We start from the raw sequence: 15,680 nt of genomic DNA, 5'->3' as shown, positions 1-15,680 counted from the left end.
ATGCAAGCACGCCTGCTCTATGTGATGGACCCGATGTGTTCATGGTGCTGGGGCTTTGCCCCGGTGCTGGAGTCCCTTGCAGAACAGGCCGCTGAGGCTGGCGTGGGACTGGAGTTGGTGCTGGGGGGGCTACGCCGTGATGGCGTGGCCATCGATGCCGCAGCACGGGTGCGTTATCTGGGCTATTGGCAGGCGGTCAATGCCAGCACCGGGCAGCTGTTCAACTTCAATGCAGGCTTGCCCGAGGGGCTGGTCTACGACACCGAGCCGGCCTGCCGTGCATTGGTCACCGCGCGCAGTCTGGCCCCCGAGCTGGTCTGGCCGCTGACTCAGTTGATTCAGCGGGCGTTCTATACCGAAGGGGTGGATGTCACCCGCGCCAGCGTGCTGGTGGAGTTGGCCGAGCGCGCCGGGATTCCGCGCATCGTATTTGCCGAAGCGTTCGACAGCGCCGCGCAACGCGCAGCAACTGCTGCCGATTTCAGCTGGACTCAGGATCTAGGCATCGCCGGTTTTCCCACTCTGCTCGCTGAGCGCAACGGCCAAGTGGCGCTGTTGACTAACGGCTATCAACCTTTAGATGTGCTGCAGCCTTTGCTTGCGCGTTGGCTGGAGCGGGTTACCCATGCCTGATCGTTTGAGTTGGGCGGAAATTCGCCGGCTGGCCCTGCAACATAAAAAAGCCCTGATCCTGGCTAATCTGGTGGCGGTATTTGCCACTCTGTGTAGCGTGCCGATCCCGCTGTTACTGCCGCTGCTGGTCGATGAAGTACTGCTCAATGACGGTGATGCCGCGCTCAAGGTAATGGACAACTTCCTGCCGGCTCATTGGGAAACCGCCGCAGGTTATATCGGCCTGATGCTGGTGCTGACGTTTTTTCTGCGCGGTGGCGCGCTGATCTTCAATGTGCTGCAGGCGCGGCTGTTTGCCCGGCTGTCGAAGGATATCGTCTACCGCATCCGTATTCGTTTGATTGAGCGCCTCAAGCGGATTTCCCTCGGCGAATATGAAAGCCTCGGTGGCGGCACGGTGACCACTCATCTGGTTACCGATCTGGATACGCTGGACAAATTTGTCGGCGAAACCCTGAGCCGCTTTCTGGTGGCGGTACTGACCCTGGCCGGGACCTCGGCGATCCTTATCTGGATGCACTGGCAGCTGGCGTTGTTGATTCTGTTGTTCAACCCGCTGGTGATCTACGCCACGGTGCAGCTCGGCAAGCGGGTCAAGCACCTGAAAAAGCTGGAAAACGACAGCACCTCGCGCTTTACCCAGGCGTTGACCGAAACCCTCGAAGCGATTCAGGAAATTCGCGCCGGCAACCGTCAGGGCTTCTTCCTTGGTCGCCTCGGTGGCCGCGCTAAGGAAGTGCGCGACTACGCCGTGGCCTCGCAGTGGAAGACTGACGCTTCCAATCGCGCTAGCGGCCTGCTGTTCCAGTTCGGCATCGACGTGTTTCGCGCTGCGGCCATGCTTACCGTGCTGTTCTCCGACCTGTCGATCGGGCAGATGCTCGCAGTGTTCAGCTACCTCTGGTTTATGATCGGCCCGGTCGAGCAACTGCTCAGCCTGCAATACGCCTTCTACGCCGCAGGCGGTGCGCTGACACGGATCAACGAGCTGCTGGCGCGCAAAGACGAGCCGCAATACCCCTGCCGCGTCGACCCGTTTAAAGGCCACGATACGGTGGGTATCGAAGTCAGCGGGCTGACTTTTGCCTACAACGATGAGCCAGTGCTGGATCACCTCAACTTGAGCATCGCGCCAGGGGAGAAGGTCGCTATCGTCGGCGCCAGTGGCGGTGGCAAGAGCACCTTGGTGCAGTTGCTACTCGGGCTGTATACGCCGCAGGCCGGAACCATCAGCTTTGGTGGCAGTAGCCAGGAAGAGATTGGGCTGGAAGCGGTGCGCGAGAATGTCGCCGTGGTGTTGCAACATCCCGCACTGTTTAACGACACAGTACGCGCCAACCTATGTATGGGCCGTGAGCGCACGGACGAGTTCTGCTGGCGTGCCCTGGAAATCGCTCAGCTGGCCGACACCATTCGCGGCTTGCCGCAGGGGCTGGACAGCATCGTCGGCCGCTCCGGCGTGCGCCTGTCGGGCGGCCAACGTCAGCGTCTGGCAATTGCTCGGATGGTGCTAGCCGAGCCGAAAGTGGTGATTCTCGATGAAGCCACCTCGGCGCTGGATGCCGCAACCGAATACGCCCTGCACCAGGCACTCAACCAGTTCCTGCGCGGCCGCACCACACTGATCATCGCCCACCGCCTGAGCGCGGTAAAACAGGCGGATCGGGTGCTGGTATTCGATGGCGGCAGCATCGCCGAAGACGGTGGCCATCAAAAGTTGATCGCCGACGGCGGGCTCTACGCCAAGCTGTATGGACATCTGCAGCACTGATAGCCGCGCTGGGAAAACCGTAGGGTGGATGACGTTCTTTTCATCCACCGTGAGGTCGCATTGGTGGATGGGTGAAGTGTCACCCATCCTACGGCACCTGGCGAAAACAACACTTTCTCGCGGGCCTGGCCCGCTCCTACGGACAAACCCTGATCGTAGGCGCGGGCCATCCCCGCGATTTGTTGCGGGTTTCAACTAGGTTAGAAGCGTTGCTGCCCTGCACCTGGCAGTTAAATCGACCGCTTTGTAAATCTTTCGTTACGCAATGCAGGTGTTTGCAGTCAGCAAACACGCTGTTTTTCTGGGTGTATTGAAAACTTGCCGAAAGCCTGGGCCAAGGCTGCGGCAGGGTGCTCTGGGGCCGCTTGTTAGCGGGGCTGCGCTCGGTTGTTATGAGGTCAATCCGCGCCGTTGCATAACGCAGCGGTTGATCAAAACAACAACGAGGAGGCGCAATGAACGCCGTGAACAAGATCGAACAGCACAACCCTATCGGCACCGACGGCTTCGAGTTCGTCGAGTACACCGCGCCGACCCCGGAAGGCATTCAGCAGCTGCGTGAGCTGTTCACCGCCATGGGTTTTACCGAAACCGCCAAGCACCGCTCGAAAGAGGTCTGGCTGTTCCAGCAGCACGACATCAATTTCGTGCTCAACGGCAGTCCCACCGGGCATGTGCGCGAGTTCGGTTTGAAACACGGCCCGAGCGCCTGCGCTATGGCCTTCCGCGTGCAGAACGCGGCTCAGGCTGCTGCTTATGTCGAATCCCAGGGCGCCAAGCTGGTGGGCAGCCACGCCAACTTCGGCGAGCTGAATATCCCCTGCGTTGAGGGTATCGGTGGTTCGCTGCTGTACCTGGTGGATCGCTTTGGCGACAAGAGCATCTACGACGTTGATTTTGAGTACATCGAAGGCCGCACGCCGAATGACAACTCGGTTGGCCTGAGAGAGCTGGACCACCTGACCCACAACGTTAAGCGCGGGCAGATGGACGTCTGGTCCGGTTTCTACGAGCGCATCGCCAATTTCCGCGAAATCCGCTATTTCGACATCGAAGGCAAGCTCACCGGCCTGTTGTCCCGCGCTATGACCGCGCCGTGCGGAAAGATCCGCATCCCGATCAACGAGTCGTCTGACGACAAGTCGCAGATCGAAGAATTTATCCGCGAATACCAAGGCGAAGGTATCCAGCACATCGCCCTGAGTAGCGAAGATATCTACGCCACCGTCCGCCAACTGCGCGCCAATGGTGTGGACTTCATGGTTACCCCTGGCACTTATTTTGACAAGGTCGACACCCGCGTGGCCGGGCACGGCGAGCCGACTGATGTGCTGCGCGACCTGAACATCCTGATCGACGGTGCACCAGGTGACGACGGCATCCTGCTGCAGATTTTCACCAATACGGTGATTGGTCCGATTTTCTTCGAAATCATTCAGCGCAAGGGTAATCAGGGCTTTGGTGAGGGCAACTTCAAGGCGCTGTTCGAGTCCATCGAGGAAGACCAGATCAAGCGCGGCGTGATCAGCGCCGACTGATCGGCAAACCGTAGGGTGGGGACACGTGGCGCTCACGCACCGCAATAAACGACCCATCAGGGCTAGCGCTGCTAGCCCACCCTACGCCAGCGTTGGATTGAGGAGATACCGGCCATGAGCCGTAACTGGATCAGTTTCCCCCTGCGTGAAGGCGAATGCTCACGCCAGGCGCACTGCGATTTTCCCGAGGGCACCTACGAGCGTGAGATGGGCCGCGAAGGGTTCTTCGGCCCCACCGCTCACCTGCACCACAAGCATCCGCCGACTGGCTGGATCGACTGGCAGGGGCCGCTGCGCCCGCATGCGTTCAACTTCAACGATATTTCCAGTGAGCGTGATTGCCCGCTGGCCGCGCCACTGACCCTGCATAACAGCGATGTGAAGCTGCGCGTGTGGAAAACCCACGGCGCCATGCGCCATTTGGTACGCAACGCCGACGGCGATGACCTGCTGTTTATTCATGAGGGCGCAGGGCACTTCTACTGCGATTTCGGTCATCTGACCTATCGCGACGGTGATTACTTGCTGATTCCTCGCGGTACGGCTTGGCGCATCGAGGCTGATGAGCCGACCTTTATGCTGCTGATCGAAAGCACCGACGGCGCCTATCAGCTGCCGGACAAAGGTCTGGTTGGCCCGCAAGCGATCTTTGACCCGGCGGTGCTCGATCATCCGCGTATCGACGAGGCTTTCAAGGCGCAGCAGGACGAAAACACCTGGCAGATCCGCATCAAGCGGCGCGGCCATATCAGCACAGTGACCTATCCGTACAACCCGTTGGATGTGGTCGGCTGGCATGGCGACAACACCGTGGTACGGCTCAATTGGCGCGATATTCGTCCCTTGATGAGCCACCGCTACCACCTGCCACCATCTGCGCACACCACCTTTGTCGCCAATGGATTTGTGATCTGCACCTTTACCCCGCGACCGGTGGAAAGCGACCCCGGCGCGTTGAAGGTGCCGTTCTATCACAACAACGACGACTACGACGAAGTGCTGTTCTACCACCGTGGCAACTTCTTCAGCCGGGACAATATCGAGCAGGGCATGGTCACTCTGCACCCGTGTGGCTTCCCTCACGGTCCGCACCCCAAGGCGCTGAAAAAAGCCCAAACCGATCCGGCGACCTTTATCGATGAAGTGGCGGTGATGATCGACACCCGCCGCGCCCTGGAAGTCGGCGAAGCCGCTGCTGGGGTGGATGTTCCCGAATATGTAAATTCCTGGCGTGCGCCGGGCAAGGAATCCTGATGAAACTCGCATCACTGAAGCAAGGCCGCGACGGTGTACTCGTCGTGGTATCGCGCGATCTAAGCCGCGCCACCGAAGTCCCGGCGATTGCCGCCACCCTGCAGGCCGCGCTGGATAGCTGGGTAGTTGCCAAACCCAAGCTGGAGGCGGTGTATCAGCGCTTGAATGATGGCCTGGAGCAGGGCGCATTTGCCTTCGATCAGGCGGCCTGTCACAGCCCGTTGCCGCGCGCCTATCACTGGGCCGATGGCAGTGCCTACGTCAACCATGTGGAGTTGGTACGCAAGGCGCGCGGCGCTGAGATTCCGGAAAGCTTCTGGCATGACCCGCTGATGTATCAGGGCGGCTCCGACTGCTTTATCCCGCCGCACAGCCCGATTCAGATGGTCGACGAGACCTGGGGCATTGATCTGGAAGCTGAGATCGCGGTCATCACCGATGACGTGCCGATGGGCGCCAGCGCTGCCGAGGCTGCCGGGCATATCCAGCTGTTGATGCTGGTCAACGATGTGTCGCTGCGCAATCTGATTCCTGGTGAGCTGGCTAAGGGCTTCGGCTTCTATCAGAGCAAGCCGTCGTCGAGCTTCTCGCCGGTAGCGATTACCCCGGATGAGCTGGGCGATACCTGGCGCGATGGCAAGGTGCATCGGCCGCTGGTGTCGCATATCAATGGCGCGTTGTTCGGTCAGCCGGATGCTGGTGTGGACATGACTTTCAACTTCCCGACACTGGTCGCCCACGCCGCCAAGAGCCGGCCGTTGGGCTGCGGCACCATTATCGGCTCCGGCACCGTGTCGAACTACGACCGCAGCGCGGGTTCCAGCTGCCTGGCGGAAAAACGCATGCTGGAAATCATCGAAAGTGGCGAGGCGAAAACCCCGTTTCTCAAGTTCGGTGACCGCGTGCGTATCGAGATGTTCGACGCCGCTGGTCATAGCCTGTTCGGCGCTATCGACCAGGCGGTAGAGCGCTATGAACACTGAGTTGACGCTCTACGGCTACTGGCGCTCCAGCGCAGCCTACCGAGTGCGTATTGCGCTGAACCTCAAGGGCCTGGCGTACCAGCAAGTACCGGTGCACCTGGTCAAGGACGGCGGTCAGCAGCATAGCGCCGAGTATCAGGCGCTAAATCCGCAAGAGCTGCTGCCCTTACTGGTGGACAAAGGCAACGGCGGGGTGCGTATCGCCCAGTCGCTGGCGATTCTCGAATACCTCGATGAGGTATTTCCTGCACCGGCGCTGCTGCCCACTAATCCTGCGCAGCGCGCTCAGGTGCGTGCCTTGGCGCTGCATATCGCCTGCGACGTGCACCCGCTGAACAACCTACGGGTGCTGCAGTACCTGAGCGGTGAACTGGGGGTAGGCGAGACAGCCAAGGATGCTTGGTACCGCCATTGGTTGCATAAGGGGCTGAGCGCCGTCGAGGCTGGGCTGGCGGTCTTCAATGATCGCCTGTCGCTCGGCGAACGGCCCGGATATCTGGAAGCCTGTCTGGTTCCACAGCTGTATAATGCGCGCCGTTTTAACTGTGACCTTGATGCGTACCCACGCATCCTCGCCATGGCGGCGCGTTGTGAGTCTCTGGATGCCTTTAAGCAGGCTGCGCCGGAGGTGCAACCCGACGCCCAGTGATCCCAGCCGGCTTCGCCGCCACTGGGGTCTGGCGAATCCGGTTTTGCAGAGCGTGCTCGGTGGCCAGATCGGCTGCCTTAAACCCTCTGGATGCCTTGCCACTCCGCTGCGCCACAAGCGCTGCGGGTTCTATTTCGTCACAGATAAAAACAAACAGGTGACGCATGACCCGTGAAAAACCCAAGAATCTCTGGCTCTCGCGCTGGGGTTTTATCCTTGCTGCAACTGGCTCCGCTGTGGGGCTGGGCAATATCTGGAAGTTTCCCTACATCACCGGCGAATACGGAGGTGGTGCGTTTGTATTGATGTACCTGGCCTGCATCCTGGCCATCGGTATTCCGGTGATGATGACCGAGATCGCCATTGGCCGACGCGGCCGCGGTAGCCCGATTGATGCTATCAGCCGGGTGGTCAAAGAGAGTGGCGGCAGCCAGCTATGGAAGGCTGTAGGCGGCATGGCCATGCTCGCCGGTTTTATGATTCTGTGTTTCTACGTGGTGGTGGCGGGTTGGGCGTTTGCCTATACGGTGAAAATGCTCGATGGCTCCCTGGCAGCCACTAGCGTGGAAGCCCTCGGCGGGGTATTTGAAGCGCACAATGCCAACCCCTGGCAGCTCGGCGGCTGGAGCGTGCTGGTGGCACTGCTGACCCTGTGGATTGTCGCTAAAGGCGTGCAAAAGGGCATCGAAAATGCCGTGCGCTGGATGATGCCGGGCCTCGCCGTCATGCTGCTGATTCTGGTCGGTTATGCCTTTACCAGCGGTGGCTTCAGTGCCGGCTTTGATTTCCTGTTCACCTTCGATGCCTCGAAAATAACCGGCGAAGCACTGCTGGCTGCGCTGGGTCATGCCTTCTTCACCCTGAGCTTGGCCTCCGGCGCGATCCTCACCTACGGCTCCTACTTGCCGGATGGCCAGTCGGTGGCGCGCACCACCTTTGTCGTGGCCATCTGTGACACCTGTGTGGCGCTACTGGCCGGTCTGGCGATCTTCCCGATTATCTTTGCCAACGGCATGAGCCCAAGCGCGGGCCCAGGCCTGATCTTTATGAGTCTGCCGCTGGCCTTCCAGCAGATGCCGTTTGGTACAGCCTTTGGTGTGCTGTTCTTCGCCATGGTCTCGATTGCCGCACTGACCTCGGCCATCTCCATGATCGAAGCCACTGTGGCCTACCTGAATGAGAAGTACGGCGTGAGCCGCTTCAAGGCGGCGGCGGCTTCTGGTGCGGTGCTGTTGGTGATCAGCTTGCTGGCGATGCTCTCGTTCAACCTGATGTCAGGCTGGACGCCCATGGGTAAAAACTTCTTCGATTGGCTGGATTACCTGACTTCGCGTTGGATGATGCCGCTGGGCGGGATCTTTATCGTGCTGCTGGCCGGCTATTCACTGCGCAGCGACATCATGCGCGATGAGCTAAATCTGCCACCGCTGGCTTATGCGCTCTGGTTGTTTATGGTGCGCTATGTGTGCCCGGTGCTGATCATGGTGGTGTTCCTGCATGCGCTGGGCTGGTTGATGTTTGACCCGGTGGCGCAGTGGTACTGGATTGCTGGTGCAGTCGGCCTATTGGCTGTGCTGGGCGAACTGCTTCGGCCACGTGTCGTGCTGGCGCTCGCCGGGCGTTAATTCAGCCAAGCTAAGCCGCAGTGGAAGAGGGCGTACGGTGAAAACCGTGCGCCCTTTTTGCTGGCGGCGGAAATAGTTGGTTATAACCTCAGTACGTATTTTCTGGCGATAACTCGCCATCCTCGATAAAGAATCAGCGGAAACCTGCCGATAGGTTGGGGGGTTAGCGCTGTGCAATTTGATTGGTTTGTCGCGCAGAACAACCGCCAATGCCTCTAGCTCAGGCCTTGGCGTATTCATCTGCTGCCGAGCCATGCTCTGGCGCAAGGGTTGCAATAAAGCGGGACTAAACTGCCATCAGTAGTTCATGTGCTTGCCTGGCCGCTATCCGCCGCCTTGCTGCGCTCGATAATAAAAATGGAGTCGTTGTTATGTCCTCTTCTGCCGCTCGCCTGTTCGCCGACCTGTCTGTCGGTAAAAAGCTTATGTGTGGCTTCGGCCTGGTGCTGTTGCTCACGGTTGCGGTTACCGGCAGTGGCTTTCTCGCGGTACAAGCCGTGCTGGAGGGGCATAACAGTACCAGTGGCCTGTCGGACATCGACTCGAAGGTGTTACAGGCGGGTCGTGCCGAGCGCGATTTTGCGTTGCGCCAGAACAATGAAACGGCTGTTCAAGTACGTGAGCAGTTGGACCGTGTCGATGTAGCGCTTGCTCAACAGTTGACGGTCGCATCCAGTGCCGATCAGGCACGCCTGAAAAGCATGCAGCAGGCCATCAACGACTATCGCCGTCAGTTCGACAGCTTTGTCGAGCAGCAAGGCAAAGCCCGCGCGGCGCGTACGCAAATGCGCGAAGCGGCCGGTGAGGCGCGTGATCAGTTTGATGTGATTGAACTGGACATGTACGACGCCGTGCGTGAGTTGCGCTTGGCAGGTGACAAGCTGCGCGGCAGTGATCCGCTGACCTTGGCAGAAACCGCCTCGGGCCTGAGTAAGCGCATGCTCGATCTGCGCGGTCATGAAAGCCAGTTCATCATTGATGGTTCGGCCGAAGCGCTGGAGGAATGGACCTATATCAACGATGACCTGCAAACCGTCGCGCGCAGCCTGATGGTCTGGCTCGACGACAGCCAGAAAGGTGCCATCGAAACCGCGTTGCAAGCCCTGACGCTCTATCAGCAAGCGTTCACCAATTACCAGCAGGTGCGCGGGCAGAGTCAACAGAGTGAGGCCGCGATGGTAGAGCGTGCCCAGGCAGTGTTGGCCTTGGTGGATGAAGCCAAGGCCCAGCAAGAGCAGGCAATGGCCGATGACAGCCACCAGGCTCTGTTGATGCTTGGGGCCATGGGCATTGCCGCGGTTATTCTGGGCATGCTGGCTGCGCTGATTATCTCCCGCCTGATTGTTGCGCCCTTGCAGCAGACCGTAGTGTTTGCCCAGCGCATTGCCGCCGGCGACCTGACCCACGATTTACCCCAGGATCGCCGCGATGAGCCCGGCCAGTTGATGGCCGCCATGCAGGTGATGAGTGTGAGCCTGCGTACCTTGGTTGGGCGGATAGGTGGTGGCGTCAGCCAGATTGCCGCCGCTGCTGAACAGCTGTCGGCAATCACCGCGCAAACCAGTGCCGGCGTACAAAACCAGAAAATGGAAACCGAGCAGACCGCCACTGCCATGCATGAAATGGCTGCAACTGTGCAGGAAGTGGCGCAGAACGCCGAACAGGCATCTCTGGCCGCCCGCGCCGCCGATCAGGAGGCGCAGCAGGGTAATCAGGTGGTGCAACAGGCAGTCAGCCAGATCGGCCACCTGGCCACTGAAGTGGATGAGTCCGCCGAAGCCATTGCCGCGCTGAATCAGGAAAGCGCGCGGATTGGTGGTGTGCTGGAGGTGATTCGCAATGTTGCCGAACAGACCAACTTATTGGCGCTGAATGCTGCAATCGAAGCCGCGCGGGCCGGTGAGCAGGGCCGCGGTTTTGCCGTGGTGGCTGACGAGGTACGTGCCCTGGCTAAGCGCGCACAGGACTCTACCGAGGAAATCGAAGGCCTGATCGCCAGCCTGCAGCGCTTGGCCAAGGGCGCAGTGGAGAAAATGGACAGTAGTCGCAGCCTGACTCAACGTACCGTAAGCCTCGCTGGCGAAGCAGGCGCTGCACTGGGGCGTATCACGCAGGCGGTGAGCACTATTGAGCAGATGAATCAGCAGATTGCCGCCGCCGCTGAAGAGCAGAGCGCTGTAGCGGAAACCATCAGCGAAAGCGTGACGCGGGTACGTGATATCGGCGAGCAAAGTGCCAGTGCCAGTCAGCAGACTGCGTCATCCAGTGCTGAGTTGGCACGTCTCGGAGTCGAGTTGCAGGGGCTGGTGGCGCAATTCCGCAGTTGATGCGTAGTTGATTCGCAGGCTGTTGAAAAACCACCTAGGTTTTCAACAGCCTGCTAAGCGTCGTGTTCAGGTCTGAAACTGCAGTACGGCGCTCTGCATGCTGCGCGCCACGCGATCTAGGCTTTGCGCGGCATTGGCCATTTCATTGACGGTGAGGCTGTTTTGCTGTGACATCTGCGCGATGTGTTCGACCTGCTGCGCCACCTCGCTACTGGCGCGGCTCTGTTCACTGATGGTCTGAGATATTTCCTCGACTACCTCGGCCGCGCGGTGTGCGCCGCCGCGGATCTCACCAATAGACTCGCCAGCTTGGCGGGCCAGCGCCACGCCATCGCTCACCCGTGTGACCCCTGTTTGCATGCTGTTTACTGCCTGTGCGGTGCTGCTGCGGATGCGCTCGATCATCCCGGTGATTTCCTGGGTTGATTGCGCTGTGCGCGCCGCCAGGTTTCGGACCTCATCGGCGACCACAGCAAAGCCGCGTCCAGCTTCACCCGCGCGTGCAGCCTCGATGGCGGCATTCAAGGCGAGCAGGTTGGTTTGCTCTGCAATGCTATTGATCACCTGAATGATCGAATGGATCTCCTCTGACGACTCTCCCAGCGCGGTGATAGTCGCGCTGGACTCGTTGACCGCCTCGGCGATCCGGCTCATGCCATCAACCACGCTCATGATGACCTGGCCACCGCTGCCGGCGAGTTGTTCTGATTGTGAGGAGATGTCCTGGGCGTTGCGTGCGTGACCGGCAATCTGGTCAATGTTGCGGATCATCTGTTCCATGGCTGCTGCCATGCTGGCGGCGCTGTCAGATTCATCGCTGGTACTGCGCACAATTCGTTCTGATGCCCCGGCGAGGCTTTGCGCAGTTTGCTGCAGCTGCTCGCCTTCATGGCGGATGCTGCCGATCATTTGTCGCAGGTTATCTTGCATGTCGGCCAGGGCCTGTTGCAGCTGGCCAGCCTCGTCACTGCTGTCGACATTAATCACGCCGCGCAGATTGCCCTGGGCAATGGCGCGGGCAGCCGCAATGACTTTTTCCAATGGGCGCAGTACTGCCCGCATCAATTGGTTGGTGAGCAGGCAGAGCAGGACGCAGACGGCAATAATCCCACCGATCAACAACCAGGCTGCTTGTCTGACGGCTGCCTCGCTGTCGCTGCGGGTTTCTGCTGAGTGGGTTTCGATCAGGCCGCTGAGCGCTTCGTTTTTTTCCTCCAGCTCGCCAAAGCTGGTATCGAAAGCCGCCATTTGCTGGCGCGCCGCTTGCGGGTCACTAAGAGCTAGTTTGACGATGCCCTCGGCTTGCTGGATGTAGGCTGCCAGAGCCGGTTGAGACTCACTGATCGCCTGACGAATATCCGCGCTGAGCGGCAGTTTGGCGTTGTCATTAAGGGTGCGGGTAAACCATTCGCTGTGCTCGCGCAAATCAGTGCGGACCTGCTCGACGGCAGCGCTGTCGGCCGGGTCGATATAGAAGGCAGCGAGTACATCGGCGCGCAGGGCGTCGTGCATCATGTCGCCTTCCAGGTGGTTGCGCAGGGCGCTGACACTCAGCTGGTTTTCATTAAGAGCGCTGGCCAGGCGGGTTTGTCCCCAGAAACCGATGCTGCCCAACAGGGTTGCTGCCAGTACGCTGATCGCACCGCAGGCGATCATTTTCTGCCGGATGTTCATGGTCAGGCTCCAACGGGTAAAGGTTGGAATTCAGCCTAGCCTATGCGTGGCGTATCTGTAGTACCGGCCCCTGCGGGCCGGTAGACGCTGTTATGGCACGCGGCTGCTGGCTAGCGGCGTTTTACGCAGCTCATCGGCCCAGGCCAGCAGCGGTACTTGTACTTCAGGTTGCCAGGTACGTGCCCACAGTAACTTCAGTCGCGAGAGGTCACCACGCTCGGTTGGCAGGCGCTGGATGTCGTCATACACGCGCCATTGGCCGTTTTCCAGGGTCGCGAAGTCGAAACGGAAGGGGTGGAAACCGGTCATGCCCAAGCGGATATCGGTGACGACCAACTCCTCGCCCAGCTGGTCGTAACGCAGTACGCCGTTGGTAAACCAGGCCAGGCGTGCATACGCCGGCGAGTCGGCTAGTGCTGCCGCCAGGTGCGTGCCACGGGGGATGCGTTCCAGTTGCGGCGCAGTTTCGTCGAACCAGCTGACCAGTGCTTCGTGGTAGTCCTCGCCATCCAGCACAATCACTCGCCACAACAGGCTATTGAAAGGCGTCGGTGTGCTGAACAATTGCTGCGCTTCGATGCCCTGGCGTGCCAGCTCAGCTTCCACACGCTGCTCTGCCATGTATTTGCCGCCAAGGGTCGAGGCCAGGTACAGCGAGGACACCAGTAGTGCCAGTGCCGGAGCCTTGGCTGCCTTGTCCCGCAGGCCATACAGCAATCCCAGTGCCACGGCGATACATAGCGGCACGGTGTACAACGGATCGATGATAAAGATGCTCGACCAGGCGGTGGGAATCGGCGTCAGCGGCCACAGCAGCTGTGTGCCATAGCTAGTAAACGCATCCAGCAGCGGGTGGGTAATCAGCGCCAACCAGACCGCCAGAAACAAGCGTTGCGCTGAGTAGCCAGGGTTATGCCGGAAGCGTCGGGTCAACCAGGTTAACAGCAGCGCGACGCCAGTCAGCACAAACAGCGAATGGCTAAAACCACGGTGGTAGGTCATATCGGCCACGGCGTCGCCATAATCAATGACCACATCCAGATCCGGCAGGGTGCCGAGCATGGCTCCATACAGCAGTGCCTTGCGCCCCTGCCAGCGGCCGAGCAGTGCGCCCTGAATACTGGCACCAAGTACCGCCTGGGTTATCGAGTCCATGACTGATCTCTGAGTTAAACAGGCGGCTAAATTAGTCGAACGCCCAGGTTTTGGCAGCGGCTAATGTTCAAGCAAAGGTTTCAATGGGCTGCGGCTGTTTGCGTTGCTAGCTCGCCCAGGCATACCCAGACCAGTGAGAGTGGCCTGGGCATGCCTGGCAAAAGACAGCTAGAGCTTGAAGAAGCTGACCTTGTCAGTCAGGCGATTGGCCAGGGTAGCCAGTTCACGGCTGGAAACTGCCACTTGTTCGGAGCCAGCTGAGGTTTCCAGGGTGGCGCTGTGGATACGGTTGATGTTCTGGTTGACCTCTTCGGCCACCGCGCTCTGTTCTTCCGAGGCGCTGGCGATCTGTGCGTTCATTTCGTTGATGGCGGTGACTTCGCTACGAATCTTGTTCAGCGCCGTTTCAGCCTGACCAGTTTGCTCAACGGTCTGCTGGGCCAGTTGGCGACTGTTGCGCATTACCTCGGCGGCTTTGCCGGCACCGTCCTGCAGTTTGCCGATCATGCCGCGAATCTCCCGAGTTGAGTCCTGGGTGCGGGTGGCCAGGGAGCGTACCTCATCGGCAACCACCGCAAAGCCACGGCCATGTTCGCCGGCCCGTGCAGCCTCGATGGCGGCGTTAAGGGCGAGCAGGTTGGTCTGCTCGGCGATGGAGGTAATCACCTCAATGATTTTCTCAATGCTTTCGCTGTCGGTGGACACTTGCTGCACGCTTTCGGCGGCACTTTCCAGGGTTCGCGCCAGGTTCTGAATGGCGCTGGCGGTAGCGCTGACGACTTGATTGCCGGTGGCCACTTCGTTGTCTGCGGTGCGGGTGGCGGAGGCTGCACTGGCGGCATAGTTGGCCACTTCATTGACGGTTGCTGCCATCTGGTTGATGGCGGTGGCCATCTGCTCAGCTTCGCTGGACTGCAGTCGGATCTGCTGATTGTTGCTGGCGGATGTCGTCAGCAACTGACCTGAGGCGAGGGTCAGTTCACTGGCTGCTCCGCGTACTTGGGTAATGGTATCGGCCAGGTGCTTGACCATGTCTTGCAGGGCGCTCATGACGCTCTCCGGGTAGCGGGTTTGGATGCGTTGGTTCAGTTCGCCATTGGCCAGACGCTGGATAACCTCGGCAACCTCGTAAGGCTCGGCTCCCAGGGTGGATTTCAGCTTGTTAATGATGATCAGCGACACGCCAATGCTCAGGAGTACAGCTGCGGCTGTGACCAGCAGAATTAGCAGGCGGAAGCCGCCGGCGGCCTCGCGTACCGCGCCAATATCATTGCCGATCTGTTGTTCCTGATGGTCGATATAGGCGTTGATGCGCTTTAGCCATTCGCCATAAGCCGGCGAGGCTTGCTCCATCAGTAGGCTTTTAGCCGCGTCCGTATCGCCTTGACTGCGCAGGCTGATTAATTGCTCGGTCAAGGCCAGGGTACTGCGCTCAATAGTCTGAATATCACCCAATAGGCGTTGTTCGGTAGCCGTTGGCGCTTGTTCACGGAGCAGGCTGTCCATGGATCGGGCGGACTCCTGATAGAAGTCTTTAAGCCGTTGAATCTCGCTCAGTTGACGGTTCAGCGCCACATCGTTGTCCACCAGCACCGCATCGCGAATGGCGATAGCACGGTCATGCACGCTGCCACGGAAGTTAATGGCATAGCGTTGCTTGAGTGAGGCACCCTCACTGACTGCGGTAAGGGTCTCGTCGATAAAACCAACGCGCAGCACTCCAATCAGGGTAATCAGGACCATCAGCGACAGAATCAAGCCAAATCCAAGGCTCAGGCGTTGCGCAATGCTCAACTGTGATTGCATGAAATCGACTCCTCTTGCCCCTCAGGGCGGCGACTGCTTACTGCATTAAAGGGGAGGCTCAGCAGGTGGTGAGTACTCTCTTATGCATAACTTATACATATATTGTGATTTGTACAATTTATCATTGTCGTTTGCATAATCCGTGCGATGACCGGTCTCGACCTTGCAGGACAGTCCGTGAAATGGCTGTAATGCCCTAAGCAAAGGCCTTTTTGAGCTTTCATGCTGCCACTTAAAGGTTGTGATTATGCAGGTCGCTGCGCAC

Annotated in this window: 11 protein-coding genes and 3 pseudogenes; 9 read left to right on the top strand and 5 right to left on the bottom strand. The window is 59.4% G+C overall.

Features of this window, described 5'->3' with window-relative positions; genetic code table 11:
• The 9 genes and pseudogenes from ACIGEK_RS11640 to ACIGEK_RS11600 all read left to right on the top strand — a co-directional run bounded on the left by ACIGEK_RS11640 (position 1) and on the right by ACIGEK_RS11600 (position 10,780).
• Positions 1–633: a DsbA family protein gene (locus ACIGEK_RS11640; RefSeq protein ID WP_397493469.1), complete on the top strand. Its 633-nt coding sequence runs from the start codon at positions 1–3 to the stop codon at positions 631–633.
• Complete coding sequence (locus ACIGEK_RS11635) at positions 626–2,404, top strand: ABC transporter ATP-binding protein (protein WP_397493468.1); 1,779 nt, start codon at positions 626–628, stop codon at positions 2,402–2,404. Before ACIGEK_RS11640 ends, ACIGEK_RS11635 begins: the two co-directional genes overlap by 8 nt.
• Before the next feature lie 455 nt (positions 2,405–2,859).
• Positions 2,860–3,942, top strand: coding sequence for a 4-hydroxyphenylpyruvate dioxygenase (gene hppD, locus ACIGEK_RS11630; RefSeq protein ID WP_397493467.1), 1,083 nt, complete (start codon positions 2,860–2,862; stop codon positions 3,940–3,942).
• 114 nt (positions 3,943–4,056) lie between these two features.
• Positions 4,057–5,196, top strand: coding sequence for a homogentisate 1,2-dioxygenase (locus ACIGEK_RS11625; RefSeq protein WP_397493466.1), 1,140 nt, complete (start codon positions 4,057–4,059; stop codon positions 5,194–5,196).
• Positions 5,196–6,179: a fumarylacetoacetate hydrolase family protein gene (locus ACIGEK_RS11620; RefSeq protein ID WP_397493465.1), complete on the top strand. Its 984-nt coding sequence runs from the start codon at positions 5,196–5,198 to the stop codon at positions 6,177–6,179. The genes ACIGEK_RS11625 and ACIGEK_RS11620 overlap by 1 nt, the downstream gene beginning before the upstream one ends.
• On the top strand, positions 6,169–6,828 hold the full coding sequence (maiA, locus tag ACIGEK_RS11615; RefSeq protein WP_397493464.1) for a maleylacetoacetate isomerase: 660 nt from the start codon (positions 6,169–6,171) through the stop codon (positions 6,826–6,828). The genes ACIGEK_RS11620 and maiA overlap by 11 nt, the downstream gene beginning before the upstream one ends.
• Before the next feature lie 164 nt (positions 6,829–6,992).
• Positions 6,993–8,453 (top strand): sodium-dependent transporter, encoded by a 1,461-nt coding sequence (locus tag ACIGEK_RS11610; protein WP_397493463.1) that lies wholly within the window; start codon positions 6,993–6,995, stop codon positions 8,451–8,453.
• 371 nt (positions 8,454–8,824) lie between these two features.
• Positions 8,825–9,922: pseudogene (locus ACIGEK_RS11605) on the top strand (HAMP domain-containing protein); the annotation flags it as partial.
• Positions 9,899–10,780, top strand: coding sequence for a methyl-accepting chemotaxis protein (locus ACIGEK_RS11600; RefSeq protein ID WP_397494005.1), 882 nt, complete (start codon positions 9,899–9,901; stop codon positions 10,778–10,780). The pseudogene ACIGEK_RS11605 and the gene ACIGEK_RS11600, both read left to right, overlap by 24 nt.
• 66 nt (positions 10,781–10,846) lie before the next feature.
• Here ACIGEK_RS11600 and ACIGEK_RS11595 read toward each other — a convergent pair whose 3' ends face one another.
• The 5 genes and pseudogenes from ACIGEK_RS11595 to ACIGEK_RS11575 all read right to left on the bottom strand — a co-directional run.
• Complete coding sequence (locus ACIGEK_RS11595) at positions 10,847–11,560, bottom strand: methyl-accepting chemotaxis protein (protein WP_397494004.1); 714 nt, start codon at positions 11,558–11,560, stop codon at positions 10,847–10,849.
• Between the two features lie 141 nt (positions 11,561–11,701).
• A pseudogene (locus ACIGEK_RS11590) lies at positions 11,702–12,454 on the bottom strand (HAMP domain-containing protein); the annotation flags it as partial.
• Between the two features lie 90 nt (positions 12,455–12,544).
• Entirely contained in the window at positions 12,545–13,609 is a 1,065-nt protein-coding gene (locus ACIGEK_RS11585; RefSeq protein ID WP_397493462.1) for a metal-dependent hydrolase, read from the bottom strand.
• 168 nt (positions 13,610–13,777) lie between these two features.
• Positions 13,778–14,482 carry a methyl-accepting chemotaxis protein gene (locus ACIGEK_RS11580; protein WP_397494002.1) on the bottom strand — a complete coding sequence of 235 codons (705 nt, stop codon included), beginning with the start codon at positions 14,480–14,482 and terminating at the stop codon, positions 13,778–13,780.
• A gap of 417 nt (positions 14,483–14,899) precedes the next feature.
• Positions 14,900–15,415 (bottom strand): annotated as a pseudogene (locus tag ACIGEK_RS11575) (MCP four helix bundle domain-containing protein); the annotation flags it as partial.
• Between the last annotated feature and the right edge of the window lie 265 nt (positions 15,416–15,680).

The organism is Pseudomonas sp. NPDC079086, assembly GCF_044542155.1.
In the GTDB taxonomy this organism is placed as follows: Bacteria; Pseudomonadota; Gammaproteobacteria; order Pseudomonadales; family Pseudomonadaceae; genus Aquipseudomonas.
This window is presented reverse-complemented; position numbering and strand designations above follow the sequence as displayed.

What these genes read in the sequence shown, in the direction of transcription:
- ACIGEK_RS11635 (WP_397493468.1), top strand. Translation starts at nt 626, where the DNA reads ATGCCTGATCGTTTGAGTTGGGCGGAAATTCGCCGGCTGGCCCTGCAA.
- ACIGEK_RS11580 (WP_397494002.1), bottom strand. Translation starts at nt 14,482, where the DNA reads ATGGCAGCAACCGTCAATGAAGTGGCCAACTATGCCGCCAGTGCAGCC.
- ACIGEK_RS11610 (WP_397493463.1), top strand. Translation starts at nt 6,993, where the DNA reads ATGACCCGTGAAAAACCCAAGAATCTCTGGCTCTCGCGCTGGGGTTTT.
- ACIGEK_RS11620 (WP_397493465.1), top strand. Translation starts at nt 5,196, where the DNA reads ATGAAACTCGCATCACTGAAGCAAGGCCGCGACGGTGTACTCGTCGTG.
- ACIGEK_RS11595 (WP_397494004.1), bottom strand. Translation starts at nt 11,560, where the DNA reads ATGGAACAGATGATCCGCAACATTGACCAGATTGCCGGTCACGCACGC.
- ACIGEK_RS11640 (WP_397493469.1), top strand. Translation starts at nt 1, where the DNA reads ATGCAAGCACGCCTGCTCTATGTGATGGACCCGATGTGTTCATGGTGC.
- maiA (WP_397493464.1), top strand. Translation starts at nt 6,169, where the DNA reads ATGAACACTGAGTTGACGCTCTACGGCTACTGGCGCTCCAGCGCAGCC.
- ACIGEK_RS11585 (WP_397493462.1), bottom strand. Translation starts at nt 13,609, where the DNA reads ATGGACTCGATAACCCAGGCGGTACTTGGTGCCAGTATTCAGGGCGCA.
- hppD (WP_397493467.1), top strand. Translation starts at nt 2,860, where the DNA reads ATGAACGCCGTGAACAAGATCGAACAGCACAACCCTATCGGCACCGAC.
- ACIGEK_RS11600 (WP_397494005.1), top strand. Translation starts at nt 9,899, where the DNA reads ATGGCCGCCATGCAGGTGATGAGTGTGAGCCTGCGTACCTTGGTTGGG.
- ACIGEK_RS11625 (WP_397493466.1), top strand. Translation starts at nt 4,057, where the DNA reads ATGAGCCGTAACTGGATCAGTTTCCCCCTGCGTGAAGGCGAATGCTCA.